We start from the raw sequence: 25,275 nt of genomic DNA on the forward strand, positions 1-25,275 counted from the left end.
CATGACGACCCAGACCGCCGATGCCGACGTCAACGGACCGACTCCCGACCTGAAGAGAGTCCTCGGCCCGAAGCTTCTCCTGCTCTTCATCGTCGGGGACATCCTCGGCGCCGGCATCTACGCCGTCACCGGCGAGATGGCGCTCGAGGTCGGCGGCATCGTGTGGCTGCCCTTCCTGGTGGCCTTCGCGGTCGCCACGCTGACGGCCTTCTCCTACCTCGAGCTGGTCACGAAGTACCCGCAGGCCGCAGGCGCCGCGCTCTACACGCACAAGGCGTTCGGCATCCACTTCGTCACGTTCCTCGTCGCCTTCGCCGTGATCTGCTCCGGCATCACCAGCGCGTCGACGTCGTCCAACCTGCTGGCCACCAACCTGCTCGCGGGCCTCGACGGCCTCGGCTGGCACGTCTCGCAGGGCAACACCGCGATCACCGTCGTCGCGATGGCGTTCATGGTGCTGCTCGCGGCGATCAACCTGCGTGGCGTCGGCGAGAGCGTGAAGTTCAACGTCGTCCTCACCCTGATCGAGATGGCCGCCCTGGTCATCGTGATCGTCATCGGCTTCTGGGTGATGGCCAAGGGTGACGCCGACATGGGCCGCATCGTCGTCTTCGACTCCGGGTCCGACCGCGGGCTGTTCCTCGCCGTCACCGTTGCGACCGCGATCGCGTTCTTCGCGATGGTCGGCTTCGAGGACTCGGTCAACATGGTCGAGGAGACCCAGGACCCGGTGAAGATCTTCCCGAAGGTGATGCTCACCGGCCTCGGCATCGCGGTGATCTTCTACGTGCTGGTGGCGATCTCGGTCATCGCGGTGATCCCCGAGGGCCAGATCGAGTCGGTGGTCGCCGACGAGGGCAAGGTGCTGCTCTCGGTCGTCGAGATCGGCGCCCCCGGCCTCCCGATCGACAAGATCTTCCCGTTCCTCACCGTCATCGCGGTCGCGAACACCGCGCTGCTCAACATGCTGATGGCCAGCCGGCTCCTCTACGGCCTGGCCCACCAGGACGTGCTGCCGCGCACGCTCGGCAAGGTGCTGCCCGGCCGGCGGACGCCGTACGCCGGCATCGCGTTCTCGACCGTTCTCGCGCTCGGCCTCATCGTCGTGGTGACCTTCCTCGCCGACACGTCGGTGATCTCGGCGCTGTCCGGGACCACCGCGCTCCTGTTGCTCTGCGTCTTCTCGGTCGTCAACGTCGCGTGCGTCCTGCTGCGGCGCGACACCAGTGTCGAGAAGGGCTTCACGGCGCCGTCCTGGGTGCCGTTCGTCGGTGCCGCAGCCTGCCTCTTCCTGGCCGGCCCGTGGGCGCGGGACCGGGAGGACTGGATCCAGTACAAGGTCGCCGGCGGCCTGCTGCTGCTCGGCATCGTGCTGTGGGTCTTCACCTGGATGACCAACCGCGGAGTCCGGGCGCAGAAGACCGGCTTCCGCGACATCGAGCACCTGGAGGACTGAGGCGGACGCCCCGTCTCGTGGCGCAGCGACGAATCGGGGGGACACCGCGCGCCGCCGTACCCTGGAGGGGTGAGCAGCACCCTCCCCGACCTCGCCGCCCTGCACGCCCTCGGCGCGGCACAGCAGCCGACGTACCCCGACCCGGAGGCGGTCGCGACCAACGTCGCGCGTCTGCGCCGGATGCCCCCGCTCGTCTTCGCCGGTGAGTGCGACGACCTCAAGGCCAAGATGGCCGCCGTCTCGCGCGGTGAGGCGTTCCTGCTCCAGGGCGGCGACTGCGCGGAGACCTTCGAGGAGGTCACCGCCGACAACGTGCGCAACAAGCTGCGCGTGCTGCTCCAGATGGCCGTGATCCTGACGTACGCGGGCTCCGTGCCCGTCGTGAAGCTCGGCCGCCTCGCCGGCCAGTACGCCAAGCCGCGCTCCTCCGACATGGAGACCCGGGGCGGCGTCACGCTGCCCGCCTACCGCGGTGACGTGATCAACGGCTTCGACTTCACCCCCGAGGCGCGCATCCCCGACCCGCACCGGCTGCTCGACGCCTACAACGCGTCGGCGGCGACCCTCAACCTGGTGCGCGCGTTCGTCACCGGTGGCTATGCCGACCTGCGCCAGGTGCACACCTGGAACACCGACTTCGTGAAGTCCTCGGCGGCCGGCCAGCGCTACGAGGCGATGGCGGCGGAGATCGACAAGGCCCTCGCCTTCATGAGTGCGATCGGCGCCGACGCCGAGGAGCTGAAGCGGGTCGACTTCCACTCCAGCCACGAGGCGCTGCTGCTCGAGTACGAGCACGCGATGACCCGCATCGACTCGCGCACCGAGAAGCCCTACAACGTCTCCGGCCACTTCGTGTGGATCGGGGAGCGCACCCGGCAGCTCGACGGCGCGCACGTGGAGTACTTCCGCCACATCCAGAACCCGATCGGCTGCAAGCTCGGCCCAACGGCGACCGCGGACGATGCGATCGCCCTCGCCGGGCGGCTGAACCCGGACAACGAGGCCGGCCGGCTCACCTTCATCACCCGCTTCGGCGCCGGCAAGATCCGCGACGGCCTGCCCGAGCTGGTCGAGAAGGTCACCGCGGCCGGCGTCCAGGTCGCGTGGGTCTGCGACCCGATGCACGGCAACACCTTCGAGTCGAGCACGGGCTACAAGACCCGCCGCTTCGACGACGTCATCGACGAGGTCCAGGGCTTCTTCGACGTGCACCGCGCCCTCGGCACCTGGCCCGGTGGCGTCCTGGTCGAGATGACCGGCGACGACGTCACCGAGTGCATCGGCGGCGGCGAGGAGATCGACGAGGCGGGGCTCGCGCACCGCTACGAGTCGGTCGTCGACCCGCGCCTCAACCGGGTGCAGTCGCTGGAGCTCGCGTTCCTCGTCGCGGAGATGCTCCGAGCAACGTCGGCCTGAGCGTTGCCTCGCGGGAGCGTTTCATCGGCTGGCCGATGAAACTCACGCCTGGACGATGAAACTTCGTCGTTCAAGGATGAGTTTCATCGGTCGACCGACAAAACTCTCGCGCCGGCCGGCTGGCAGGATGGCGCGGTGATCGACCTGCGCAGCGACACCCTGACCAGGCCCACCGAGGAGATGCGGGCCGCGATGGCGCGCGCCGAGGTCGGCGACGACGTGTACGGCGAGGACCCGACCGTCGCCCGGCTCGAGGAGCGGGTGGCGGAGCTCTTCGGCCACGAGGCGGCGATGTTCACGCCGACCGGGTCGATGGCCAACGTGCTGGCGGTCCGCTCGCTCGTCGCACCCGGCCAGGAGGTGCTCTGCGAGGCCAGCGCCCACATCGCCCGCGCCGAGCTCGGCGCGCACGCGGCGTACTCCGGCATCACGATGCGCACCTGGATCCACCCGCGCGGCCAGGTCGACCTGCCGACGATCCGGTCGATGTTCGCCCCCGAGATGGGCATGTACTTCGTGCGCACCACCGCGATCGCGGTCGAGAACACCCACAACTTCGCGGGCGGTGCGGTGCTGCCGATCGAGGACCTGCGCGACCTGCGCGAGTACGCCACCGGTGTCGGCGTCGGGGTGCACATGGACGGCGCCCGGATCTGGAACGCGCACGTCGCCACCGGCACGCCGCTCGTCGAGTACGGCGCGGTCGCCGACGTGATGGCGGTCTGCCTGTCCAAGGGACTCGGCGCCCCGGTCGGCTCGCTGATGGTCGGCAGCGCCGACGCGATCGCCGAGGGTCGGGTCTGGCGCAAGCGGATGGGTGGCGGCATGCGTCAGGTCGGGATCCTCGCCGCGGCCGGGCTGCACGCCCTCGACCACCACGTCGAGCGGCTCGCCGACGACCACGCCCACGCGCGGCTGATCGCCGAGGCCTGCGGGGTCGACCCGGCGAGCGTCGACACCAACATCGTGGTGGTGCCGCGCACCGACGCGTCGGAGTTCGTGGCGGCCGCTCGCGAGGGCGGTGTGGCCGTGTCGCTGGTCGGGCCGACCGCCGTACGCCTCGTCACGCACCTCGACGTCACGCGCGGCGACGCCGAAAAGGCCGCCGCCGTGCTGGGGGCGCTCTAGGGTCCTGCCATGGACGCCAGAGACTCGGTGGACGGCCCCGAGGACTTCATCGGGTCGGCGGAGCCGGCCAAGCCCCCGAAGGCGCGTACGCCGCGCGACCCGGAGCGCACCAGGCTGCTCCTCCTGCAGGTGATCGCCGTCGGAGTCGTCGTGACGGCGGTGGGGGCCGGGATCACGGCCTGGGAGAGCCACCAGAAGCGGGTCCAGGACAAGGAGTTCTACTGCGCGGCCTACCCGGAGCCCAGCGACGACGAGTCGGACGGCGACGTGCAGTTCTTCGACGAGTCCTACCGTCAGGTGCGCGACGTCCTCGGCTGCTAGAAGATGAGAGTCTCCTGACGTTGCGACCCGGGTCAGGCATCGCGACGTAGCGTGCTGAGGTATGACCAGATTCAACCGGTGGTGCGTGGCCGCACTCGTCACCCTGCTGGTCATCGCGGTCCCGGCCGCCCTGCACGCGCTGCCGGCGCGGACGTCCGACGTGACCGCGACCGAGCTGCTCGACCAGGTGCGGGCGGCCGAGCAGCACCCGTGGTCGGGCTACGTCCAGACCGAGGGCACCCTCGCGCTGCCGGTCGCGGACGACTTCTCGGACGTGGGTGCGCTCTTCAGCGACAGCACCCGGATGCGGGCCTGGTGGCGGGGGAGCGACGACTGGCGGGTCGACCGGCTGCTCGTCTCCGGCGAGACGGACCTGGTCCACCAGCACGGCGTGACGATCGAGTGGAGCTACGAGCGGGACCGGGCCCGGATCAGCCGCGACCCCGACATCCGGCTCCCGCGCACCGCCGACCTGGTGCCCCCGGTGCTCGCCGAGCGGCTGCTGCGCGACGTCACCGCCGACGACGTACGGCGCATCGCTGCTCGGCGGGTCGCGGGCGTCTCGGCGCCGGGGCTGCGGGTCGAGCCCGCGGCGCCGCAGTCGAGCGTCGACCACGTCGACCTGTGGGCGGACCCGGACAGCGGCGTGCCGTTGCGCATCGACGTGTACGCCGCCGGGGACGCGTCGCCGGCGTTCGTCACCCAGCTGCGGGACTTCTCCGCGACCCGGCCGGCCCTGTCGACGACGACCTTCGACGGCGCCCCGGGCATCGAGGTCGACCACGACGACGTGCTCGACATCGCCGACGCCGCCAACCAGTACGCGCCGTTCCGACCGCCGGCGACCGTCGGCGGGCTCGCGATGTCGTCGGGCTCCGACGGAGCGGTCGGGGTGTACGGCGTCGGGATCACCCAGCTGATCGCGATCCCGATGCGCGGTCGGGAGGCGGGCCCGCTGCGCGAGCAGCTGCGGCAGACGCCGGACGTCGCGACCTCGGCCAGCGGCACGCTGGTGACCGCCGGCCCGCTCGGGGTGCTGCTCACCGGCGCCGACGACGACGGTGGCTGGCTGATCACGGGCACCGTCACGACGGACACGCTGCGTCGGGCGGCCGTCGACCTGGACCGCGGCACGACGTACGTCGGAGGAGTCGGATGATCCGGACCGAGGGGCTCACCAAGCACTACGGGCGGATCACCGCCGTCGAGGACGTCGGCCTCGACGTGCGCGAGGGCGACGTCTACGGGTTCCTGGGCGCCAACGGCTCGGGCAAGACCACGACCGTGCGGATGCTGCTCGGACTGGTGCTGGCGACCTCCGGGACCATCGAGGTGCTCGGCCGGCCGATGCCCTCCTCGGGCCGCGCGGTCCTGCCCCTGGTCGGCTCGATGGTGGAGGGGCCCGCGTCGTACCCCGGCCTGTCCGGCCGGACCAACCTCGCCCTCATCGACGCCAGCGGCCCCGGCGGCGACCGCGCCACCCGGGCGGGTCGCATCGACGACGCGCTGGCGCAGGTCGGCCTGGAGGGGGTCGACAAGCGGCCGGTCCGCGCCTACTCGCTCGGGATGCGCCAACGGCTCGGCCTCGCCGCGGCGCTGCTGCGACGACCGCGGCTGCTGGTCCTCGACGAGCCGACCAACGGGCTCGACCCGCAGGGCATCCGCGAGATCCGGCAGCTGCTGGTGGACCTGAACGCCGCCGGCACGACGGTCTTCCTCTCCAGCCACCTGCTCGCCGAGATCGAGCAGATGTGCACCCGGGTGGGGGTCCTGGACCGGGGCCGGCTGGTGCTCCAGGACGAGCTCGCGCACCTCCAGCGCCCGACGGGACGCACGGTCGTCCGCACCCCCGACACCGACGCCGCCCGGGCGCTGCTCGACGGGCACGTCGAGCACCAGGAGGGCGACACGATCTGGGTGCGCGCCGACGACCCGCTCGCCCTCAACGCCGCCCTCGTGGGGGTCGGCGTGCGGGTCCTCGAGCTCGCCCCGGAGCGCCGCACCCTCGAGGACGTCGTGCTCGAGGCCGCCGAGCGGAGCGGGGACCGCCGATGATCGCCGTCGAGCTCCGCAAGCTGGTCCTCAGCCGGCGCACCTGGGTCACCATCCTGCTCATCGACGCGCTGCCGACCCTGGTCGGCGTGCTGCTCGCGGTCACCGACCTCGGGCCGCGCCCGGGCACCGGGCCGGCCTTCCTCTCCGCGGTGCTGACCGACGGGACGCTCTTCCCGCTGGCCGCGCTCGGCATCGTGCTGCCGCTCTTCCTGCCGATCGCGGTCGCCGTGACGGCCGGAGAGGCGATCGCGGGGGAGGCACAGCAGGGCACGCTGCGCTACCTCCTGGTCCGTCCGATCGGGCGGACCAGGCTGCTGGTCGCCAAGCTCGTCAGCGTCATGGTCTTCGTGGTGCTGACCGTGCTGGTGGTCGCCGCGACGGCGTACGTCGTGGGGGCGCTCTTCCTGGGCAGCGAGAGCGTCAGCACGGGCGCCACCAGCGTCTCCGGCACCGGCCTGTCGACGCAGGAGATGGTGCTCCGCACGCTCCTCGCGCTCGCCTACGCGATGCTGTGCATGCTCGGCGTGGCCGCGATCGCGCTCTTCCTCTCGACCGTGGTGCGCCAGCCGCTGTCCGCGGCGCTCGGCACGATGGGCGTCCTCGTCGCGTCGACCCTGCTGCTGACGCTCGACGCCGCGCACGTCCTGCAGCCCTACCTGCCGACGCGCTACTGGCTGGCCTTCGTCGACCTCTTCCGCGACCCCATCCTGTGGCGCGACGTCGAGCGGGGCGTGCTCCTCCAGGTCGCGTACGTCGTGGTGTTCCTGGCCGCTGCGTGGGCCAACTTCATGACCAAGGACGTGACCGACTAGCAGATGGACCCGTCGGGCACGCTCGGCTCGTCGGTGCCGAGCTCGGCCTCGACGATGGCGATCACCGCCGGGGTCCGTGGCACGTCGGCGTGGCCCACGACCAGGTCCGGGCACGGGGTCTGGACGGCGAACGCCGTCGCCCCGTCCAGCGCGCCCGAGTCGGGCGGGACGACCGTCTTGTCGTCCTCGGTCCAGAGCGCCACCCACACGGGTCCGGCCGGCGTCTCGTCGCCGGCGTTGAGCCCGGCCAGCAGGTCGCTGTCGGTCGCGAGCTGCTCGCAGGCCTCCGGGCAGGCGGTGGCGCCCAGGCCGGTGGCGAGCGAGGCCAGGTCGGTGCCGTGGTTGGGCGAGGCCAGCGTGAGCACGCGGCGGGCGACCGACGCCCCGCCGAGCTCGGCGACCCAGAGCCGCGCCACGATCCCGCCGGCGGAGTAGCCGACCACGTCGACCGAGTCGGCACCGGTGCGCTCCAGCTCCGCCGTCGCGGCGTCGTCGAGGACGGCCGCCTGGTCACGGAGGTCGCCGGTGCCGTCGCCGGCGAGCCGGACGACGGTGGCGTCGCGGCCGTCGGCGCGCAGGGCGTCGGCGAGGACGTCGAGGGCGGCGGTGGACCCGCCGTACCCCGGCACGAGCAGCACGGGTCCGGGGGAGTCCTGGGCAACCGGATCGACGTCGTCGGGACGGGTCGCGACGACGGCGACGACGATGACGACGGCGGCGACCAGGACCAGCGTCGCGATCGCCAGCACGAAGCGGCGGCGAGCGGGCGAGAGCCGGTCGAGCACGCTGCTACCGGGCGACGAAGAGCAGGTCGCTGATCGCGGTGAAGTCGCGCCGCGACGACCCCTTGCCGGGGGCGGAGACCTTGACGAGCCGCAGCGTGATCGTCGTGGTGGTGACGTCGACGTCCACCGACTGCACCGAGGCGGTGTCGCCGAGGGTCTGTGGGACGGTCGTGCCGTCGTCGAACACCCACTCGACCTGCTCGATGCGCCGGTTGCCGTGGTACCAGTCGATGTCGCCGCCCTGCTTGGCGTAGCCGTTGATCATGCCGACCGAGCGCAGCCGGGTCTCACCCGGCAGTGTCACCACCAGCTCCTCGCCGGTGCCGTCGCCGGGCATCCGCCAGCAGGTCTCCGGCACGCCGTCGAGCATGTTCGCGGCCTCGTAGTCGACCGGGTTGCCCTCGGTGTCCTGCCCCGGGCCGGCGGTCTCCGGCACCGTCACCTGGCTCTCGGCGGTCAGGCCGACGGGTGCCGCCGAGGACGACTCGTCGTCCGGCGACGGCGTGGTCTTCGCCGTGCTCGCCGGCGGAGTAGGGGTCGGCTCGGGCGTGCTCGTCGGCTCGTCGTCGCCCCGGGTGAGCAGCCAGGTGCCGAGGACGAGCACGAGCACCACGACGACACCCACGGCCAGCCAGGCGCCCCACGGACGCGAGCGGTGCCGGTGGGTCTGCGGCGGCGGGAGTACGGCGTGGGGGTCGGCCGCGGCCTCGTCGACCTCGTCCGCGAAGAGGGGGAAGCGGGCTGCCGGCGGCGGCGTCCAGGCGGGCGGTGGCGCGTCGTCCGGCACCGGGGGGACCCGCGGCCGCTCGGCCGTGTCGGTGCGCCAGTCGAGGTCGTCGGCGGGCGCCGACGGCACGGGTGCCGCGGCAGCGTCGTCCACGGGGTGGCCGCAGTTGGTGCAGTAGCGACCGATGCCCAGCCGGTGGCCGCAGTTGGCGCAGTCCGTCATCGGTCTCCTTCCCGGGGCGGGTCCGGGCGCAAGATTAGACGACCGGCCGACTCACACCGCGATGTGCGGGACCTCGCCCTCGATCTTGCGACGTGGTCCAACCTCCACGATCAGCATCGCGGCCAGCACCATCAGGCCGCCCGTGATCATCCGCACGGTGGTCGACTCACCGCCGAACCAGACGGCGAAGAGCGCGGCGAAGACCGGCTCCATGCTCATCACGATCGCGGCCCGGGTGGCGCTCAGGTGTGCCTGCGCCCAGGTCTGCGCCAGCAGCGCGATCGCGGCCGGGAAGACGGCCATGTAGACGACCGAGAGCCAGTCGCGCCCGTTGTCGGGCAGCACGATGCCGTGCGGCGCGCTCGCGACCAGGCAGATGACCGCGACCACGATGATCTGGAGGATCGACATCCCGATCGCGTCGGCGGCGTTCGACCAGGCGCCGAGCCCGACGATGTGCAGCGCGTAGAGCAGCGCGGCGAGGAACGTGATCGCCTCGCCGTACCCGATCGACAGCCCGTCGAGGGTGAGCACCGCCAGGCCGCAGAACGCGAGCAGCACGGCGATCCAGGTCATCCGGGTGATCGTGTTGCGGAGCAGCAGAGCGGCGAAGAGCGGCGTCGCGACGACGTACATGCCGGTGATGAAGCCGGACACGCTCGCGGGCGTATGGGCGAGACCGACGGTCTGCATGATCTGCGCGACGCCGTACAACGCACCGAGGACGACGGCCTGGCGGCGTGCCTCCGCGGACAGTCGGAGCAGTGCCTTCGGCGCGACCAGGAGCAGCAGCACCGCGGCGATCCCGAAGCGCAACGCGAGGAAGTCGACGGGCGGGACCCGCTCGACCAGGTCGTGGATGAGGAAGAAGGTGCTGCCCCAGCACGCGGTGACGCCGAGCAGCGCCCCCGTCGCGAGCAGCGTCGTGCGACGGGTCTCGGTCATCGGGCGGCCCGCAGGCGCTTGAGCAGCGGGATGTCGGGGTCGTCCGCGCCGCGCGAGCCGGGCGTCTCGAGGATGAACGGGACGCCGTCGGTGGCCGGGTGGGCGAAGAGCTCCGCGAAGGCCGCCGTGCCGATGTGGCCGTCACCGATCTTCTCGTGGCGGTCCTTGAAGGCACCGCGGACGTCCATCGAGTCGTTGGCGTGGACCAGCCGCAACCGGCCCGGCCCGCCGATCTCGACGATCCGGTCCACGGTGGCCGTCGCGCCGCCCGGCTCGTCGAGCGGCGCACCCGCCGCGAAGACGTGGCAGGTGTCCAGGCAGATGCCGGCCTTGGGGTGGTGGTCCAGCGCGTCGAGGTAGGGCGCCAGGTCCTCGACCCCCGCGCACAGCGACCGGCCCTGCCCGGCGGTCGGCTCGAGCAGCAGCCAGGGCGCGTCCTCGCCCTCGATCGCCTCCAGCAGGGGGAGCAGACCCTCGCGGACCTGCTTCATCGCCCGGGTGTCGTCCACGTCCCCGACGTACGAGCCGGTGTGCACGACGACGCCCTCGGCCCCGATCTCGGCGGCCCGCTTGAGGTTGTGGGCGACGGAGGCGACCGAGTTCTCGTACGTCGACGGGGTCGGGCTGCCGAGGTTCACCAGGTACGGCGCGTGGATGAAGGTCCGCGTGCCGCGCTCGGCCATCAGGTCGCGGAAGCGTGCGTCCTCGGCCGGCTTGCCGGCGCTCAGCGCCCACCCGCGCGGGTTGCCGACGAAGACCTGGAACGTCTCGCAGCCCGCCGCGTCGGCGTTGGCGACGGCGCCGTCGACGAGTCCCTTCCCGACCAGGACATGGGTTCCGATCGGGTTGCGCACCGGCACAACCTATCCGGCGTGCTGGGGTCAGATGAGGCCGAGGTCGATGGTCGTGCCGGGCGCGACCATCTCGCCCCCACCGGGGCTCTGGGAGAAGACGAAGCCCAGGCCGAGCGAGCCGGGGGACTGGTGGGTCACGACGTTGAAGCCGAGGTCCTCGAGCTTGTCGCGGGCGGCGTCGATCCCGGACCCGCGCACCGACGGGACCTCGACGAGCTCGGGTCCCTTGGAGACGATGAGCGACACCTCGTCGCCGCGGTGGACGGTCGTGCCGCCGGGCGGGTCCATCGAGATGATGTCGCCGTCGGCGACGTCGTCGGAGTACTCCGTGCTGGCGACCTTGCTGGTCAGGCCGTGCGCCGTGAACCAGTCGGCGGCCGCATCGGCGTCCTTGCCGACCCAGTCCTTCAGCTTCACCGGCTGCGGGCCCTTGCTGACGACCAGGTCGACGGGGGCGTCGGGGCGCAGCGTGGTCCCGGCCTTGGGGGAGCTCGAGATGACGATGCCGGCGGCCACGGTGTCGGACCACTTCTCGGTGGTCGTGCCGAAGGAGAGGTGGCCCGCGGACAGGGCGTCCTGGGCGTCGTCCTCGGTCATGCCCTTGAGCTTGGGCACGTCGTACCGCTCCTTGCCGAGCGACAGGCTGATCGTGACGGTGCCGCCGTCGAGCACCCGCGAGCCCGGATCGGGATCGGTGCCGACGACGCGACCGACCGGCACCGTCTCGGAGTACGCCGGGTCGCCGACCTCGGCCGTGAGACCGGCGTCCTCGAGCGCCGCCTCGGCCGCCTTCTGGGTCATGCCCAGGACGCCCGGGGTGGTCGTGTAGCGGCCGTCGAGGAACCACCACGCGCCGACGCCGCCGCCGATCACCAGCAGCAGCGCGACGAGCAGGAGGACCAGGCCCTTGCGGGAGCGCCGCGGCGGCTGGTCCACGGGCGTCGGCGGCCTCGGGCGCGGCGGCAGTGGGGTCTCCAGCACGCGGATCGGCGCCGTCATGTCACCGACGTCGCGGCCCTCGAACGGGTCCGGCGCGGTGTCGTCGGGCGACGGGGCCTCCGCGGACTCGAGGCGCATCCGGATCGGGGTCAGGTCGGCGGTGAGGTCGGCGTCGTCGAGGACGCCCTCGGCGAGCGCGTGGCCGACCCGGTGGACCTGGTGGAGGAGCACCGCCGCGTCCGCAGGGCGCAGCTCGCGGTCGCGGGCCGTGGCGCGGGCGACCAGTGCGTCGACGTACGCCGGGAGGCCGGGCTCGAGCGTCGACGGGGCCGGGACGTCCTCGTGGACGTGCTTGTAGGCGACCTGGATCGGGGTCTCGCCCTCGTGCGGCTTGGTGCCGGTGAGGAGCTCGAAGAGGACGACGCCCGCGGCGTACACGTCGGCGCGCGCGTCGGCGCGACCGCTCACCACGAGTTCGGGGGCCAGGTAGGAGACGGTGCCGATGAGGACGCCGCCGGTCGCGGTGTGCTGGGTGTCGGTGCTGACGGCCTTGGCGAGCCCGAAGTCGGCGACCTTCACGCGGCCGTCGTCGGCGATGAGGACGTTCTCGGGCTTCACGTCGCGGTGGACGAGCCCGGCCCGGTGCGCGGCGGCCAGCGCGGAGAGCACGGGCTCCATCACGGCGAGCGCCCGCGCGGGCGACATCGGCGCCTCCTTGCGGATCACGTCGCGCAGGGTGTGCCCGGGGATCAGCTCCATCGCGAGGAACACGGTGCCGTCGTCGTCGCCCTGGTCGTAGACCGCGACCACGTTGGGGTGCGACAGCCGGGCGGCCGCCCGCGCCTCGCGGACGAACCGCTCCGCGAACTCGTTGTCGTCGCCCAGCCCGGGGTGCATCACCTTGACCGCGACGGTGCGGTCGAGGCGGAGGTCGGTGGCCTCGTAGACACTGGCCATGCCGCCGCGCGCGATCCGCGAGCCGATCCGGTAGCGCCGGTCCAGCAGCCGGCCGGTCATGGGGTCGGGTGCGGCCTCGGCGCCGCCCGTGCGGGCGTGCCGATCTCCGTGCTCGTCTCGCTGCACAGCGACCCTCCTGTGACCGGACGGGGAAGGGTCCGGGGCCTCAATCGTACGGACGGGACCCGCCGGTGGCCCGCTGGGCGGCGGTGCGGCGTGGCGCAGGCCGGAATGGAAGACTGGCGGCATGGAACCGAGCTCCGACCTCGCCGCCCTCGTCCCGGACTGGCTGGACTGGTCCGCCACCGCCACCGCGCTCGGTGTGACGGTCGGCAAGGTGCGCACCATGATCCGCGACCACGAGCTCGCCGCCGCCGTACCGTCGCCCGGCGCGGGCCAGCAGGTCCCGGCCGACTTCATCCAGGACGGCCAGGTCGTCAAGGGCCTCCCCGGCCTGCTGACGATCCTCCACGACGGTCGCTACGACGACCGTGAGTGCATCGCGTGGCTCTTCACCGACGACGACTACCCCGGGCGTCCGATCGACGCGCTGCGCGAGAACCGAGGGTCCGAGGTGAAGCGCCGCGCCCAGGCGATGTCGCTGTGAGGGGACGCGAGGGCTGGCTGCGGCTCTGCGGTTGGTGACCAAACGTCGGGCAGAGGCGGCGGTCAGACGGCCCGCTGCGTCGCCGACGCGGCCAGCCCGCGCAGCACCTCGGTGGCGTGGTCGTCGAGACCCGCCCGGTCGAGGGAACGTACGGCGCGGGTCGCCAGCTCGTCGATGACCGCCTCGACCTGGGCGTGCGCGCCGCTGGCGTCGATGACCCGGCGCAGCTCGGCGACCTCGTCGACCGACAGGGCGGTGCCGAGGGAGCGGTCGAGGAGCGCCGCGTCGGCGGGGGAGGCGGCGTCGAGGGCCAGGGCGACCAGCACGGTGCGCTTGCCCTCGATCAGGTCGTCGCCGGCGGGCTTGCCGGTCGTCGCCGGGTCGCCGAAGACACCGAGCAGGTCGTCGCGCAGCTGGAACGCCTCGCCCAGCGGCAGCCCGAACTCGCTCAGCGCCTGCATGGTCGACGCGGAGGCGCCGGCGAGGGCGGCGCCGATGTGCAGCGGGCGCTCGATGGAGTACTTCGCCGACTTGTAGCGCAGCACGGTCATCGCGGCGTCGACGTCGGCACGGCCCCGGGCCTGCACGGAGACGTCGAGGAACTGGCCGGCGATCACCTCGGACCGACAACGGTCGAAGACCTCGAGGGCGGGCGCCACCTGGGTGATCGGCAGGCCGCAGCGCCGGAGCAGCTCGTCGGCCCAGCTCAGCAGCAGGTCGCCGAGCAGGATCGCCGCGGCGGCGCCGTACTGCTCCTGGTCGCCGCGCCAGCCGGCCGCACGGTGCTCGGCCTCGAAGGTCCGGTGCGTCGCTGGCCGGCCGCGTCGGGTGTCGGAGGCGTCCATCAGGTCGTCGTGGACCAGCGCGCTGGCGTGCAGCAGCTCGAGCGAGGCACAGGCGCGGACGAGTGCCTCCTCGTCGGCGGGGCTCGCGACGGCGCGGTGGCCCCAGTAGCAGAACGACGCCCGGAAGCGCTTGCCGCCGCGGACCGACGTACGCGCCTCGGCGACCAACCGGTCGGCGTCGCTGCCGAGCGGCGCGAGGAGCGCGGCCTGCTCGTCGATGAACGCGTCGAGAGCTGCCTGGACCCGGTCGCGGAACGCGGCGCTGTCCCACCCGTTCGCCGTCACCCGCACGAGACTAGCCAGTGGACACCGGCGTCCTGCGGGCGGTCCCCGTCCTTAGACTGTTGCGTATGGCGAACACGCAGGCACCCCGGATCGGCGACCTGGTCCGAGCGGGCGAGCGGTCGTTCTCCTTCGAGTTCTTCCCGCCCAAGGACGAGGCCGGCGAGGAGCAGCTCTGGCAGGCGATCCGCGAGCTCGAGCCCTACCGGCCGACCTTCGTCTCGGTGACGTACGGCGCCGGCGGGTCGACGCGCGATTCCACCGTGCGGATCACCGGCCGGATCGCGGCCGAGACCACGATGACGCCGATGGCCCACCTCACCTGCGTCGCGCACACGGAGGCGGAGCTCACCGGTGTCCTCGACTCGTACGCCGAGGTCGGCATCGGCAACGTGATGCTGTTGCGGGGCGACCCCCAGGAGGGTCCGCGCGCGCCGTGGGCCCCGACCAAGGGCGGCTTCACCTACGCGCAGGAGCTGGTCGAGCTGGTGCACGCCCGGGGCGACTTCAGCATCGGCGTGGCGGCGTTCCCCGAGGGGCACCCGTCCGCGGAGTCGCTCGACCGCGACGCCGACGTGCTCGTCGCGAAGGCCCGTGCGGGTGCGGAGTTCGCGGTCACCCAGATGTTCTTCCGCGCCGAGGACTACTTCGCGCTGGTCGAGCGGGTCCGCGCCCGCGGCGTCGACCTGCCGATCCTGCCGGGCATCATGCCGATCCTGAACCTCGGCAACATCCGCCGTCAGGGTGAGCTGATCGGCACCGAGGTGCCGGCGTCGGTGGTCGAGCGGATCTCCGCCCACGACGGCGACCCCGCCGCCATGCGGGCCGCCGGCATCGCGCTGGCCGCCGAGCTCTGCGAGGAGCTGCTCGACGGCGGTGCACCGGGCCTGCACTTCTACACGCTGAACCGCTCCAAGGCGACGCGCGAGATCTTCTCCGCGCTCAACATGTCGGTCTAGGCCGAGCCGACCTCCGCCGCCACCAGCGCGGCCGACAACCCCACGAACGGCAGCCCGGCGCCCGGGGTGGCGTGCGCGCCCGCGGCGTACACGCCCTCGATCGGCGTGCGCGGGCCGAGCCGCCGGCGCACGGTCGCGCGGCCCTGCCAGAGCACGCCCATCGGGGAGCCGCCCCACCGCTCGACCTGGTCGCGCGGGCTGAGGTCGACCCGCTCGACCACCTGGGCGCGGACGTCGATGCGGTGCCGCGCCAGCGCGCGCAGGATGTCCTCCGAGAGCCGGCCGCGCCCGTGGACCGTCAGCGTCGACGCGCCGGACGGCGCCCGCCCGCCCGTGCGTACGACGAGCATCGGGTCGCCGTGCAGCACCAGCTCGTGCGGCAGGTCCGGTGCCTCGCCGGACAGGCCGAGGTGGGCGACGACCGGCGGGATCGCGGGCATGGTCCGGACGACGTGCTCGGCGAGCGCCGGCAGCCGTCGCGGGTCGATAGCGCAGACCACGACGTCGGCGTCGAGCTCGCCGGCCGTGGTGGAGACGGCGGCGACGCGGCCGTCGCGCACCACCAGGTCCCGCACCTCGGTGCCTGTCAGCGTCGCCACCTTGCGGGTCGCCAGGCGGTCGGCCAGCGCGGTGCCGAGGCGGGCCATGCCGCCCTCGACCGTCCAGGCCCCGAACCGCTGCTCGACGTACGCCGTCGAGCCCGCCCAGGCCGGCACGTTGCGCAGCTCGTGACCCTCGGCGACGAACGGGTGGCCGGCCACCAGCCGCAGCCTCTCGTCCTTGAAGGTCCGCTTCAGCCGCTTGTGGAGCGTCTCGCGGCTGTCCAGCCTGGCGGCCACGTCGCGCGGCAGGTCGTCGGGGTTCCACGGGTTCTCGAGGTAGCCGTGCCGCAGCACCTCCCAGTCGTCGGTGTACGACGCGACGTGGTCGACCCACCGCTGGCCGAGCCCGCGCCCGAGCTCGTCGAACGCCGCGATCTGGGCGGCGCGACCGCTCGGCACCCGCACCGACGAACCGTCCTCGAACCGGTGCTCGCGCACGACGTCCAGCGCCACCAGGTCCAGCTCCCGCTCGAGCGGGCGGCCGGACTTGCGGAAGAGGTCGCGCACGACCGCCGGCAGCAGCGTGTACGTCGGGCCCGCGTCCCAGGCGAACTCGCCCGCCGTCACCTCGGAGAGCGGGCCGCCGAGGGTGGGGGAGCGCTCGACCAGGGTGACCGCGTGCCCGAGCTTGGCGAGGCGGACCGCGGAGGCCAGACCTCCGAAGCCGCCGCCGACGACCACCACGCGCGGCACGGTCAGTCGACCTCGATCTCGGTGGCGCCGGTCATCGCGGCCAGCTCGTCGTACGTCGTGGAGAAGACGGCGGCCGGGTGGCCCGCGGCGGCCCAGACCACGTCGTAGCGGCGCAGCCAGGGATCGAGGTAGGTCGGCACCGCCGACGGGTGGCCGATGGGCGAGACACCGCCGATGACCTGCCCGGTGTGCTCGCGCACGAACTCCGGCGTCGCCCGCTTGAGTTTGCTCACACCGAGCGACGACGCGACCTTGGTGGTGTCGACGCGGTGGGCGCCTGAGGTCAGAATGAGCACCGGCGTCGTGTCGGCGTCGAAGAGCAGACTGTTCGCGATCGCACCGACCTCGCACCCCAGCGCCTCGGCCGCGAGCGCCGCGGTGTGCACCGAGTCGGGCAGGATGACGACCTCACCGGTGCCGCCACGTCGCGCGTGGTCGTCGCGGAACCGGGTGATCGACGGGTGTTCGGTGTCCATGGTCGAGACCCTAGGGCAGCGTGCCTGCCCCGGGATCCCGGCCCGTGACGAGGAGGAGACGCATGACCCAGGACCGGCCGACCTCGGTGGTGGCGGCGGTGTGGCTCACCTGGGCCCTCGTCGCTCTGTCGGGGATCACCGCGGTGCTGTCCGTCCTGTTCAAGGACGAGCTGATGGACGCATGGGAGTCCGGGCGGGAGGACGCCGGCTCCGTGCAGGCCCCGTCGATCGTGCCGGTCGCCGTGGTCATGCTGATCGTCTTCGCCCTGGTCGCGGTGGTGCTGCTGCAGTTCTTCCGGTCCGGGCACGGGTGGGCACGGGTCGCGCTGACCGCGACCGTCGTGCTGATGGCGATCAGCACCGCGGCCACGCTCCGCATCGGCCCGCCGGCGCTCTTCGTCGTGCTGTCCGTCGTCGGCCTGCTGCTCCAGCTCGGCGTCGTGGTCGCGCTGTGGAGCCGCGACACCGCGACGTACCTGCGCGCCCACGACGCCACCCAGGACCTGCACTCCGGCTCTTGACGCGCTGTCGGCGCTCGGGTGTACCGTGAGCCGTGTTCGAACGTCTGTTCGAACACGGCTCGGTGGACGCGACCTCGACCCCCGCCTCCGCCGGGCCGGCGACACCCGGAGGTGCTCGATGAACCCGTACGCCCTGCCCGCGACCACCCACTCCTACCTCGCCCGCGCGGCCGAGTCGCTGAGCGAGGCCGTGGCGGCCACCGAGGCGTCCACGCGCTACGCCTGCGCCCACGTGGCGGCCCTGCGGGCCGCCGCCGCGCTGCTGTCGGCGCGCGCCCGACCGGCCGCCGGACGCGGCCGGCGCCCGCAGAAGAACGCGTGGGTGCTGCTCACCGAGGTGGCACCCGAGCTCGGCGAGTGGGCCACCTTCTTCGCCGGCGGCGCCGCGAAGCGGGCCGCGGCCGAGGCGGGCTCGAGCCGCGCCGTCGCCGAGCGCGAGGCCGACGACCTGGTGCGCGACGCCGACCGGTTCCTCGCGGTGGTCGAGCGCTCGCTCGGCCTGGTGCCGCACCTCCCGCTGGAGATCCACGCCCCGGCGGTGCGTGCCGGCTGACACCGGGGCGCCGACCTCTAGGGTTGGTCGCATGACGGAACGCCCCAGCGACCGACCCAGCGACAGACGCAGCGCCGCCCGCACCTCCGTGGTCTGGGACGCCGTCCGGCCGCACGTCGCGACCGGGGCCGACGTGCTCGACATCGGCGGCGGCACGGGAGGTTTCGCGGTCCGGGTGGCCGAGCTCGGCGCCCAGGTGACGGTCGTCGACCCGAGCCCCGACGCGCTGGCCTCGCTCGCCCGTCGCGCCCGCGAGCTCTCCGTCGAGGTCTCGGGTGTGCAGGGCGACCTGTCCACGCTGCTCGAGGTCGCCGGACCGGCGAGCGCCGACCTGGTCCTGTGCCACGGCGTGCTCGAGGTCGTCGACGACCCGGCGGCCGCGCTGGCCACGATCCGCGAGGTGCTGCGTCCCGGCGGCGTGCTCAGCCTGCTCGTGTCCCAGCGGCACGCGGCCGTGGTCGCCCGGGCGATGGCCGGGCACTTCACCCAGGCGCTGACACTGCTCGACGCCGGACCGGGGGAGCGCGACGGCCGGGCCGGCCACCGCTTCACCGCCGCCGAGGCCAGCGACCTGGTCGGCGGTGCCGGCTTCACGGTCGAGTCCGTCCACGGCGTCCGGGTCTTCGCCGACCTGGTGCCGGGCTCGCTGCTCGACCTCGAGCCGGGCGCGACGGCGGCGCTCGTGGAGCTCGAGCGAGCGGTCTCGGCACGCGCGGAGTACCTGCCGCTGGCCGCTCAGCTGCACCTGCTCGCGCGCTGAGATTTTGCTTCCGCGGACTGGTCCGGCGGGGTTCACCGGATTGTTAGGTGGGTAATTTCCCGATCCCGGCTACCGAGATGCCCGGGCGCTGCCTAGACTTGCCGGTGCCGGAGAAGATCTGTCCGGCGGACGACCATGGGGAGGTGCGGTGCCACTCTCGGAAGAGGAGCTCCGACTGCTCGAGCAGATGGAGCGTGCCCTCGTCGAAGAGGACCCCAAGTTCGCTTCGACGCTGCGCGGCACGGCGTTCCGCCGATCCGCCCGTCGCCGGGCCATCGTCGCCGGGGTCTGCTTCGCCGTCGGGGTCGCGGTCCTGATGACCGGTGCCGTCGCCCGCATCACCGTGCTCGGCATCGCCGGGTTCGTGGTGATGCTCGGCTCGGCCACCGTGGCCCTCGCGTCGCTGCGCGGCCAGCACGGCCCCGCCGCCGCTGACCCCCGCGCCAGCCACCCCAGCCGTGGCGGCTTCACCGTCATCGACGGCGGTCGCCGCAACAAGCGTTCGCGCTCCGCCTCCCGCGGCTCCTTCATGGACCGCATGAACGACCGGTGGAACCGTCGCCGCGAGAGCGGCGGCTTCTAGGCGGACACCACTCCGCGCAGACCCCCCTGCGACCCGGCCGAGCGACGTTCGGCCGGGTCGTTCTCGTGTACGGCGTTCCCGCCGCCACGAGACCCGCTACGAGACTTGGTCGACCACGCCGCCGTAGCGGGCCTCGAAGGTGCCGGGAGCGGTGCGCCGGCGCCGCGACGAGAGCGCGGTGCGCGGCCACCAGGTGGCCCGGCGCCGGGCCGAGCGCGCCGCCCCGCCGAAGAGCGCGGCCACGCACGTCTCCCCGTCGGCGCGCAGGCGCACCGGGTCGAGGCTCGCCCCCGAGCGCGAGTAGCGGTCCAGCTCGACCGTGTGCACGAGTCGGTCGAGCGCGCCGACCGCCTCGGGCGCGATCGCGGGGCCGTGCGCCGGGCGTTCGACGGTGTCCGGTCCGACGGGGGCGCCGAAGTACTCGACGAGCACGGCCCGGGTCGCACGCGGCGACCGGTCGCGCGGCCAGGGCAGGCCGAGGTCGACGGCCGTGTCGCGCAGCTCCGCCCAGACCGGCTCGGCGAGCCCGGAGGCGAGCCTGCGCTCGCGGCGCCGCGCACGCAGCGTCCGGGGCAGCAGCACGCCACCGGCGACGAGCAGCAGCACCGCGAGGCCACCCAGCGTGGGGATCCACGGCACCGACGAGCCGCCGCTGCTCTGGTCGTCCGCGGCGGCCGCCGCGGACTCGGTGTCGCGCGGGCGGTTCGGCTGGGTCGGGGCGGAGGAGCTCTGCGAGGCGGACGGCTCGTCGGTGGGTTCGTCCTGCGGGTCCGAGCCCGGCTCGGTGTAGCTCGGCACCTCGTCGGCGCGACCGGCCGGGGTCGGCTCGAACCGCACCCAGCCGGCGCCGTCGAAGTAGAGCTCGGGCCAGGCGTGCATGTCCTTGCTGGAGTAGACCCACTGGTTGGGACCGTCGGGGTCGGGGTGCAGGAAGCCGATCGCGACCCGTGCCGGGATCCCGAGCTGCCGGGCCATGACCGCCATCGCCGACGCGAACTGCTCGCAGTAGCCCACCCGGCCGCCGGGGCCGTCGGAGAGGAACTCGACGAGCGCGTCGCTGCCGTTGCCGTCCGGGCCCTGGGCCAGCGAGTAGGTGAAGCCGCCGTCCTCGCGGAACCAGTTCTGCAGCGCCACGGCCTTCTCGTACGGCGTCTCCGCGCCGTCGGTGACCTGCACGGCGAGGTCGTGCACGATCGGCGGCAGGTCGTCGGGGAGGTCGGTGAAGATGTCGCTGACCTTGCCGGTCGGCGGGCCGGCGTCGGCGAGCCGCTCCGAGCTGATGTCGAGGTGCACGGCGGTCATCGAGTAGTCGAGGGCCGCGGTGCTCAGGTCGTCGTCACCGGCGATGAAGTCCATCGTCTTGTCGTCGTAGCGCCAGTTGCCGTCCGCGACGACCCTGCTGACCGGCGGCTGGGTCGGCAGCCACCGCGAGTCGAAGGCCGGGAGCACGGAGACGTCCCACGGGTACTCCTTGCGGCCCACGTCCGCGGACACGCCCGCCGGCGGCGGCATCAGCCCGTCGGCGAGGTGCTCGGCCGGCACGTCGCGGTTGCCGGGGCTCCACTCCGCGTCGCTGAAGCGGGTCAGCGTCAGGATCCGGAGGTACGACGGGTCCGGGTCGTTCGTGGTCACCTGGACCAGCGGGATGTCATCGCCCTGCTTGAGGTCGCGGACCAGGTCGGCGGTCGGGTTCTCGACGCGGATGTCGTCGCCCCCGCCCTGGCCGGGCCCGAAGTCGAAGAGGTGCAGGCCGGTCGCCGGGATGAGCACGGGCACCAGGACGGCGAGCGCCGTCGCGGCGCCGCCGACCAGGCCGGCGGTGCCGCGCACGGTGTTGGCGCCGGCCGACCAGGCGATCGGGTCACCGGTCTCCTGGTCGAGCCCGAGCGGGCGGCCCCAGCGCGACACCTGGTCGCCCTCCTGGAGGAAGAGGAGCGCGAGGTAGCCGGCCGCCGTACCTGCGAAGACCCACCAGCTGACGCTGTCGCCGACCATGCCGACCGGGACGGTGAAGACCGCGAGCAGCGGCAGCCCGGCCAGCGACGCGCGGTGCAGCGTGCAGGCGAGCAGGTCGACCAGCAACAGGCACGCCAGGCCGCCGACGATCAGGAGCGGGTCGACGGGCGGTGCCTCGGTCGGCACCGGCGCCGCGAAGTCCTGCGAGCTCGCGACGGCGTCGCGGAACGCATCGGTGAGCTCGGTGAAGGCGCCGCCGACCGGGACGGGGGAGCCGGTGAGCAGCAGGCTGGTGAGGATCCCGGTGACCGCGAGCTGGAAGAGCAGCACGACGGGAGCGGGCCACCGCCACCACCGGGCCGCGGTCCCGGTGCCGGCCACGACGACCGCGAGCAGCAGCAGCGGGTTGAGGAAGCTGCCGGGCGTGACGGTCAGGTCGCGCCAGGCCGACATGGCGAGCCAGGTCGTGCCGGCCGCCACGGCGGCGAAGAGGAGGTTGGCGCCGAGGTGGCCGCGGGAGCGGTTCATGCGTGGACCTCCGGCTGGGTGCCCCGCGAGCTCCCCGACCTCGAGCTCTGGGCGCTGGTGTGCGCAAGCTCCTGCCAGACCGCCTCGAGCCGGTCGCGCGGGCGCAGGGCGGCGGCGCGCCAGCCCTGCTGGCCCAGGAGCCGGGTGGTGTCAGCGGACGGCGCCGCGCCGATCCAGGCGCCGACGTCGACGGCGACGGCGACGGCCGAGCCGGCGTGGTGCTGCATCCGGCGCAGCACCGGCAGGTCGGTGGCCTCGACGGCGCCGAAGACGGCGACCGTGAGGCCGCCGTGGGCGCCCTCGCCGAGCCAGCTGGTGTCCAGCCGGGGCTGGCCGACCGGCTGGACGACCGCCAGCGACTCGAGCAGGGGACCGGTGTTGAGGTCGGCGCCGCGCACGTGCCAGGCGCTGCCGGCCTCCTCGCCCGTGGCGGTGACCAGGCGGACGGCGAAGCCGCGGTGGGTCAGGTGGACCGCGATCGACGCGGCGGCGGAGACGGCTGCCTCCAGGGAGGAGGCGATGCCCTGGCCGCGGTGGGCGATCGTGCGGTTGTCGAGGAAGAGCGTCGCCCGCGACTGCCAGGGCTGCTCCTCACGACGCACCATCAGCTCGCCGAGCTTCGCCGAGCTGCGCCAGTGCACGCGGCGCAGGTCGTCGCCCTGGCGGTACTCGCGGACGGTCACGTCCTCGGCGCTGCCGGTCGCGAAGGCCCGCGGCCGGTTGTCGCCGGACCCGGTCCAGGCGCCGCCGAGCGGGATGTGCGCGAGGGGCACGGTCCGGGGCGTGACCGTGAGCGGGACGGTGGTGCGGAAGGTGCGGCCCAGCTCGACCAGCCCGAAGGGGTCGCTGACCCGGACCGACATCGGCCCGATCTCGAAGCGGCCCCGGACGTCGGAGCGGACCTGGTAGCTGACGGAGTGGCGCCAGCCCTGGCTGATGCCCTCCAGCACGAACCGCGGACGGGTGCCCAGGACGTACGGCACCTGGTCCTCGAGCAGCAGGACGCCGTTCGGAGCCAGGCCGTCGTTGGCGAGGGTGAGGGTCACCCGGGCCGGCTGGCCGGCGGCGACGAGCTGCGGGGTCACCGTGCGGACCAGCGTGAGCCGGTAGCGGTTGCGCGCGAGCAGCGCGACGGTGATCAGGGTGAGCGCCAGCAGCAGCACGCCGACCCGGGCCAGCGTCGACTGGTCGAGGATGATCGAGCAGACGATCGCGGTGATGCCGGCGGTCAGGAACGCCCGTCCGCGGACGGTGAGCCCGGCCAGGGCTTCCCTCATCGCGCGTCGGGGACCGGCACGGAGGCGACGATCGCGTCGAGGATCGTCGTCGTGGAGCGACCGCTCATCGCGGCCTCGACGCTCGGCAGCAGGCGGTGGGCGAGCACCGGCCGGGTCAGCCGGTGCACGTCGTCGGGCAGCACGTAGTCGCGCCCGTCCATCGCCGCCACCGCCTTGGCGGCCCGGACCAGGTGCAGGGTCGCGCGCGGCGAGGCGCCGAGCGAGAGCTCCTCGGAGCGTCGGGTTGCGGCGTTGATCGCCACGGCGTACCGCTGCACCGCGGAGGAGACGTGGACCTGGTTGACGATCCCGATCAGCTTGCGGACCTCGGCGGCGTCGGTCACGGCCTCGAGGTCGTCGAGCGGGTTGGCGCCGGTGTGCGAGTCGAGCATCGCGATCTCGGCCGCCTCGACCGGGTAGCCGACCGACACCCGGGCCATGAAGCGGTCGCGCTGCGCCTCGGGGAGTGCGTAGGTGCCCTCCATCTCGATCGGGTTCTGCGTCGCGATCACCATGAAGGGCTGCTCGAGGTGGTACGTCGTGTTGTCGACGGTGACCTGGCGCTCCTCCATGCACTCGAGCAGGGCGGACTGCGTCTTGGGCGAGGCGCGGTTGATCTCGTCGCCGACGACGATGTTGGCGAAGACGCCGCCGGGGCGGAACTCGAACTCGCGGGTGTTCTGGTTGAAGACCGAGACGCCGGTGACGTCGGACGGCAGCAGGTCGGGCGTGAACTGGATCCGGCGCACCGAGGAGTCGATGCTGCGCGCGAGCGCCTTGCTGAGCATCGTCTTGCCGACGCCGGGGACGTCCTCGATCAGCAGGTGGCCCTCGGCGAGCAGCACGGTCAGTGCGGATGAGACCACGTCGGGCTTGCCCTCGATGACCCGCTCGATGTTGGTCCGGACCCGGCCGACGACCCGCGCCAGCGTCTCGAGATCGGCCCCGCCTGTTGCTACCCCGCCCACAGAACTGTCCACGTCGTCCCTTCCCCGTCGCCCGGTCGACCCCGTTGCCCGACCGCTGCTCGTTCCCACCGTAAGTCGTGGAGGGAAACCTACGTGGCCCGATGGGCCACATGCATCTGACTCCTGCCGATCCTGTCTGGTTGCACGATCTGGTTGCGGTCCCGGTTCACCTGGGGCCTTCGTGGTTTCTCCCGGCCGCCCCACGATCCGCTCCACCACGCCCCACCGGAGCGCCGTTCCGCCCCACCCGCGCTCCACCGAGCCCGCAACCGCACCGTCGTACGGCGTCTGACCTGCGCAAACGCGTCACGGGCGGGATCCGTACGCCGGGGAGCGATGCGCCGGTCCGCGGGCCGAACTCGCGCAATCGCCCGCTGCAACACGCGTGAAGTGGTTGACGGTGGTGGATTGTGGAGTAATGTGGGGCGCAGTGGAGGAAGGGTCCGTGGGGCCAGGGGAGTGAGGTGCTCGATGTTCTTCATGGGCACCTACACCCCGAAGCTCGACGACAAGGGCCGGCTGTTCCTCCCCGCCAAGTTCAGGGACCGACTGTCGGAGGGGCTCGTGGTCACACAGGGACAGGAGAACTGCCTCGTCGTGTGGCCCACGGACGTCTTCATGGAGGAGGCCCGGCGAGCCCAGGCCACGCCGATGACGGTGCGCGGCGCGCGTGACTACGCCCGCATCCTCTTCGCCGGGGCCGACGAGGGGTCGCTGGACAAGCAGGGCCGGATCGGCATCCCGGCCACGCTGCGGGAGTACGCCGCGCTGGAGCGCGACGTCGTGGTCATCGGCGTGATGGACCGGATCGAGATCTGGGACCCCGCCCGCTGGCGCGAGTACTCCACCGGAGCGCAGGAGAAGTTCGCCGAGCTCGACGAGCAGCCCGCATCACCGAACTAGCCCCACCACGCACCACCAAGTCACCACCGAACTCAACAGCGATCCGCAGGACGAGGTCTCGAGCCCGCTCCCGCTGCCATCTGGGGCACCTTCCCCGGTTCCAGATGGTCCCCTCCCTTCCCAGCACCACGGAGGGCCACCGGGA

At 73.0% G+C, this 25,275-nt stretch carries 25 protein-coding genes; 14 read left to right on the forward strand and 11 right to left on the reverse strand.

The features are described 5' to 3' along the window. The first annotated feature begins 1 nt into the window (after nt 1). The 7 genes from ACFPYL_RS10845 (at nt 2) to ACFPYL_RS10875 (ending at nt 7,188) form a co-directional block, all read left to right on the forward strand. Nucleotides 2-1,456 (forward strand): APC family permease, encoded by a 1,455-nt coding sequence (locus tag ACFPYL_RS10845; protein WP_379153743.1) that lies wholly within the window; start codon nt 2-4, stop codon nt 1,454-1,456. A 69-nt stretch (nt 1,457-1,525) separates the two neighbouring features. After that, the gene (locus ACFPYL_RS10850) at nt 1,526-2,872 is read left to right on the forward strand and encodes a class II 3-deoxy-7-phosphoheptulonate synthase (protein ID WP_379153745.1); all 1,347 of its coding nucleotides are present in this window, start codon (nt 1,526-1,528) and stop codon (nt 2,870-2,872) included. A 135-nt stretch (nt 2,873-3,007) separates the two neighbouring features. Next, on the forward strand, nt 3,008-4,000 hold the full coding sequence (locus ACFPYL_RS10855) for a threonine aldolase family protein (RefSeq protein ID WP_379153747.1): 993 nt from the start codon (nt 3,008-3,010) through the stop codon (nt 3,998-4,000). A gap of 9 nt (nt 4,001-4,009) precedes the next feature. After that, nucleotides 4,010-4,321: a hypothetical protein gene (locus tag ACFPYL_RS10860; protein WP_379153749.1), complete on the forward strand. Its 312-nt coding sequence runs from the start codon at nt 4,010-4,012 to the stop codon at nt 4,319-4,321. Nucleotides 4,322-4,382: 61 nt separating this feature from the next. Further along, a complete protein-coding gene (locus ACFPYL_RS10865) occupies nt 4,383-5,480 on the forward strand; it encodes a hypothetical protein (RefSeq protein WP_379153751.1) in 1,098 nt (365 codons plus the stop codon). Continuing rightward, nucleotides 5,477-6,376 carry an ABC transporter ATP-binding protein gene (locus ACFPYL_RS10870; protein ID WP_379153753.1) on the forward strand — a complete coding sequence of 300 codons (900 nt, stop codon included), beginning with the start codon at nt 5,477-5,479 and terminating at the stop codon, nt 6,374-6,376. The genes ACFPYL_RS10865 and ACFPYL_RS10870 overlap by 4 nt, the downstream gene beginning before the upstream one ends. Beyond that, the gene (locus ACFPYL_RS10875) at nt 6,373-7,188 is read left to right on the forward strand and encodes an ABC transporter permease (RefSeq protein ID WP_379153755.1); all 816 of its coding nucleotides are present in this window, start codon (nt 6,373-6,375) and stop codon (nt 7,186-7,188) included. Before ACFPYL_RS10870 ends, ACFPYL_RS10875 begins: the two co-directional genes overlap by 4 nt. Here ACFPYL_RS10875 and ACFPYL_RS10880 read toward each other — a convergent pair. Genes ACFPYL_RS10880 through pknB form a run of 5 tightly spaced genes read right to left on the reverse strand, consistent with a single transcriptional unit; the run spans nt 7,185 to nt 12,743 of the window. Beyond that, entirely contained in the window at nt 7,185-7,973 is a 789-nt protein-coding gene (locus ACFPYL_RS10880) for a lipase family alpha/beta hydrolase (RefSeq protein ID WP_379153757.1), read from the reverse strand. The two genes, ACFPYL_RS10875 and ACFPYL_RS10880, sit on opposite strands and share 4 nt — an antisense overlap. 4 nt (nt 7,974-7,977) lie before the next feature. Beyond that, entirely contained in the window at nt 7,978-8,922 is a 945-nt protein-coding gene (locus ACFPYL_RS10885; RefSeq protein ID WP_379153759.1) for an NADase-type glycan-binding domain-containing protein, read from the reverse strand. A 51-nt stretch (nt 8,923-8,973) separates the two neighbouring features. Continuing rightward, nucleotides 8,974-9,867 carry a DMT family transporter gene (locus tag ACFPYL_RS10890; protein ID WP_379153761.1) on the reverse strand — a complete coding sequence of 298 codons (894 nt, stop codon included), beginning with the start codon at nt 9,865-9,867 and terminating at the stop codon, nt 8,974-8,976. Continuing rightward, on the reverse strand, nt 9,864-10,721 hold the full coding sequence (locus ACFPYL_RS10895; RefSeq protein WP_379153763.1) for a deoxyribonuclease IV: 858 nt from the start codon (nt 10,719-10,721) through the stop codon (nt 9,864-9,866). The genes ACFPYL_RS10890 and ACFPYL_RS10895 overlap by 4 nt, the downstream gene beginning before the upstream one ends. 27 nt (nt 10,722-10,748) lie before the next feature. Beyond that, on the reverse strand, nt 10,749-12,743 hold the full coding sequence (pknB, locus tag ACFPYL_RS10900; protein WP_379153765.1) for a Stk1 family PASTA domain-containing Ser/Thr kinase: 1,995 nt from the start codon (nt 12,741-12,743) through the stop codon (nt 10,749-10,751). Between the two features lie 121 nt (nt 12,744-12,864). Between pknB and ACFPYL_RS10905 the strand changes: the two genes are divergently transcribed. Beyond that, the gene (locus ACFPYL_RS10905) at nt 12,865-13,224 is read left to right on the forward strand and encodes an Rv2175c family DNA-binding protein (RefSeq protein ID WP_379153767.1); all 360 of its coding nucleotides are present in this window, start codon (nt 12,865-12,867) and stop codon (nt 13,222-13,224) included. 62 nt (nt 13,225-13,286) lie between these two features. Here the strand turns inward: ACFPYL_RS10905 and ACFPYL_RS10910 are convergent, their stop codons facing one another. Next, nucleotides 13,287-14,354, reverse strand: a complete 1,068-nt coding sequence (locus ACFPYL_RS10910) for a polyprenyl synthetase family protein (protein WP_379153769.1) — start codon at nt 14,352-14,354, stop codon at nt 13,287-13,289. Between the two features lie 65 nt (nt 14,355-14,419). On the opposite strand from ACFPYL_RS10910, the gene metF reads away from it, so the two are divergent. Further along, a complete protein-coding gene (gene metF, locus ACFPYL_RS10915) occupies nt 14,420-15,310 on the forward strand; it encodes a methylenetetrahydrofolate reductase [NAD(P)H] (protein WP_379153771.1) in 891 nt (296 codons plus the stop codon). Here the strand turns inward: metF and ACFPYL_RS10920 are convergent. Then, nucleotides 15,307-16,605: a phytoene desaturase family protein gene (locus tag ACFPYL_RS10920; protein WP_379153772.1), complete on the reverse strand. Its 1,299-nt coding sequence runs from the start codon at nt 16,603-16,605 to the stop codon at nt 15,307-15,309. The genes metF and ACFPYL_RS10920 overlap by 4 nt on opposite strands. A 2-nt stretch (nt 16,606-16,607) precedes the next feature. Then, nucleotides 16,608-17,081, reverse strand: a complete 474-nt coding sequence (locus ACFPYL_RS10925; protein WP_379153774.1) for a YbaK/EbsC family protein — start codon at nt 17,079-17,081, stop codon at nt 16,608-16,610. Between the two features lie 62 nt (nt 17,082-17,143). Here ACFPYL_RS10925 and ACFPYL_RS10930 point away from each other — a divergent pair, with 62 nt between their 5' ends. The 4 genes from ACFPYL_RS10930 (at nt 17,144) to ACFPYL_RS10945 (ending at nt 19,498) form a co-directional block, all read left to right on the forward strand. After that, nucleotides 17,144-17,602 (forward strand): hypothetical protein, encoded by a 459-nt coding sequence (locus ACFPYL_RS10930; RefSeq protein WP_379153776.1) that lies wholly within the window; start codon nt 17,144-17,146, stop codon nt 17,600-17,602. Between the two features lie 118 nt (nt 17,603-17,720). Further along, entirely contained in the window at nt 17,721-18,155 is a 435-nt protein-coding gene (locus ACFPYL_RS10935) for an SAV_6107 family HEPN domain-containing protein (RefSeq protein WP_379153778.1), read from the forward strand. A 31-nt stretch (nt 18,156-18,186) separates the two neighbouring features. Beyond that, the gene (locus ACFPYL_RS10940; protein WP_379153780.1) at nt 18,187-18,915 is read left to right on the forward strand and encodes a class I SAM-dependent methyltransferase; all 729 of its coding nucleotides are present in this window, start codon (nt 18,187-18,189) and stop codon (nt 18,913-18,915) included. Nucleotides 18,916-19,063: 148 nt separating this feature from the next. Beyond that, entirely contained in the window at nt 19,064-19,498 is a 435-nt protein-coding gene (locus ACFPYL_RS10945; RefSeq protein ID WP_379153782.1) for a DUF3040 domain-containing protein, read from the forward strand. A 96-nt stretch (nt 19,499-19,594) separates the two neighbouring features. Here ACFPYL_RS10945 and ACFPYL_RS10950 read toward each other — a convergent pair whose 3' ends face one another. Genes ACFPYL_RS10950 through ACFPYL_RS10960 form a run of 3 tightly spaced genes read right to left on the reverse strand, consistent with a single transcriptional unit; the run spans nt 19,595 to nt 24,239 of the window. Next, on the reverse strand, nt 19,595-21,982 hold the full coding sequence (locus tag ACFPYL_RS10950; protein ID WP_379153784.1) for a transglutaminase family protein: 2,388 nt from the start codon (nt 21,980-21,982) through the stop codon (nt 19,595-19,597). Further along, nucleotides 21,979-23,259: a DUF58 domain-containing protein gene (locus ACFPYL_RS10955; RefSeq protein ID WP_379153786.1), complete on the reverse strand. Its 1,281-nt coding sequence runs from the start codon at nt 23,257-23,259 to the stop codon at nt 21,979-21,981. The genes ACFPYL_RS10950 and ACFPYL_RS10955 overlap by 4 nt, the downstream gene beginning before the upstream one ends. After that, nucleotides 23,256-24,239 carry an AAA family ATPase gene (locus tag ACFPYL_RS10960; protein ID WP_379153788.1) on the reverse strand — a complete coding sequence of 328 codons (984 nt, stop codon included), beginning with the start codon at nt 24,237-24,239 and terminating at the stop codon, nt 23,256-23,258. Before ACFPYL_RS10960 ends, ACFPYL_RS10955 begins: the two co-directional genes overlap by 4 nt. Before the next feature lie 459 nt (nt 24,240-24,698). Between ACFPYL_RS10960 and mraZ the strand changes: the two genes are divergently transcribed. After that, entirely contained in the window at nt 24,699-25,130 is a 432-nt protein-coding gene (mraZ, locus tag ACFPYL_RS10965) for a division/cell wall cluster transcriptional repressor MraZ (RefSeq protein WP_345530054.1), read from the forward strand. The last annotated feature ends 145 nt before the right edge of the window (nt 25,131-25,275 follow it).

Source organism: Nocardioides hankookensis (assembly GCF_042658885.1).
In the GTDB taxonomy this organism is placed as follows: Bacteria; Actinomycetota; Actinomycetes; order Propionibacteriales; family Nocardioidaceae; genus Nocardioides; species Nocardioides hankookensis.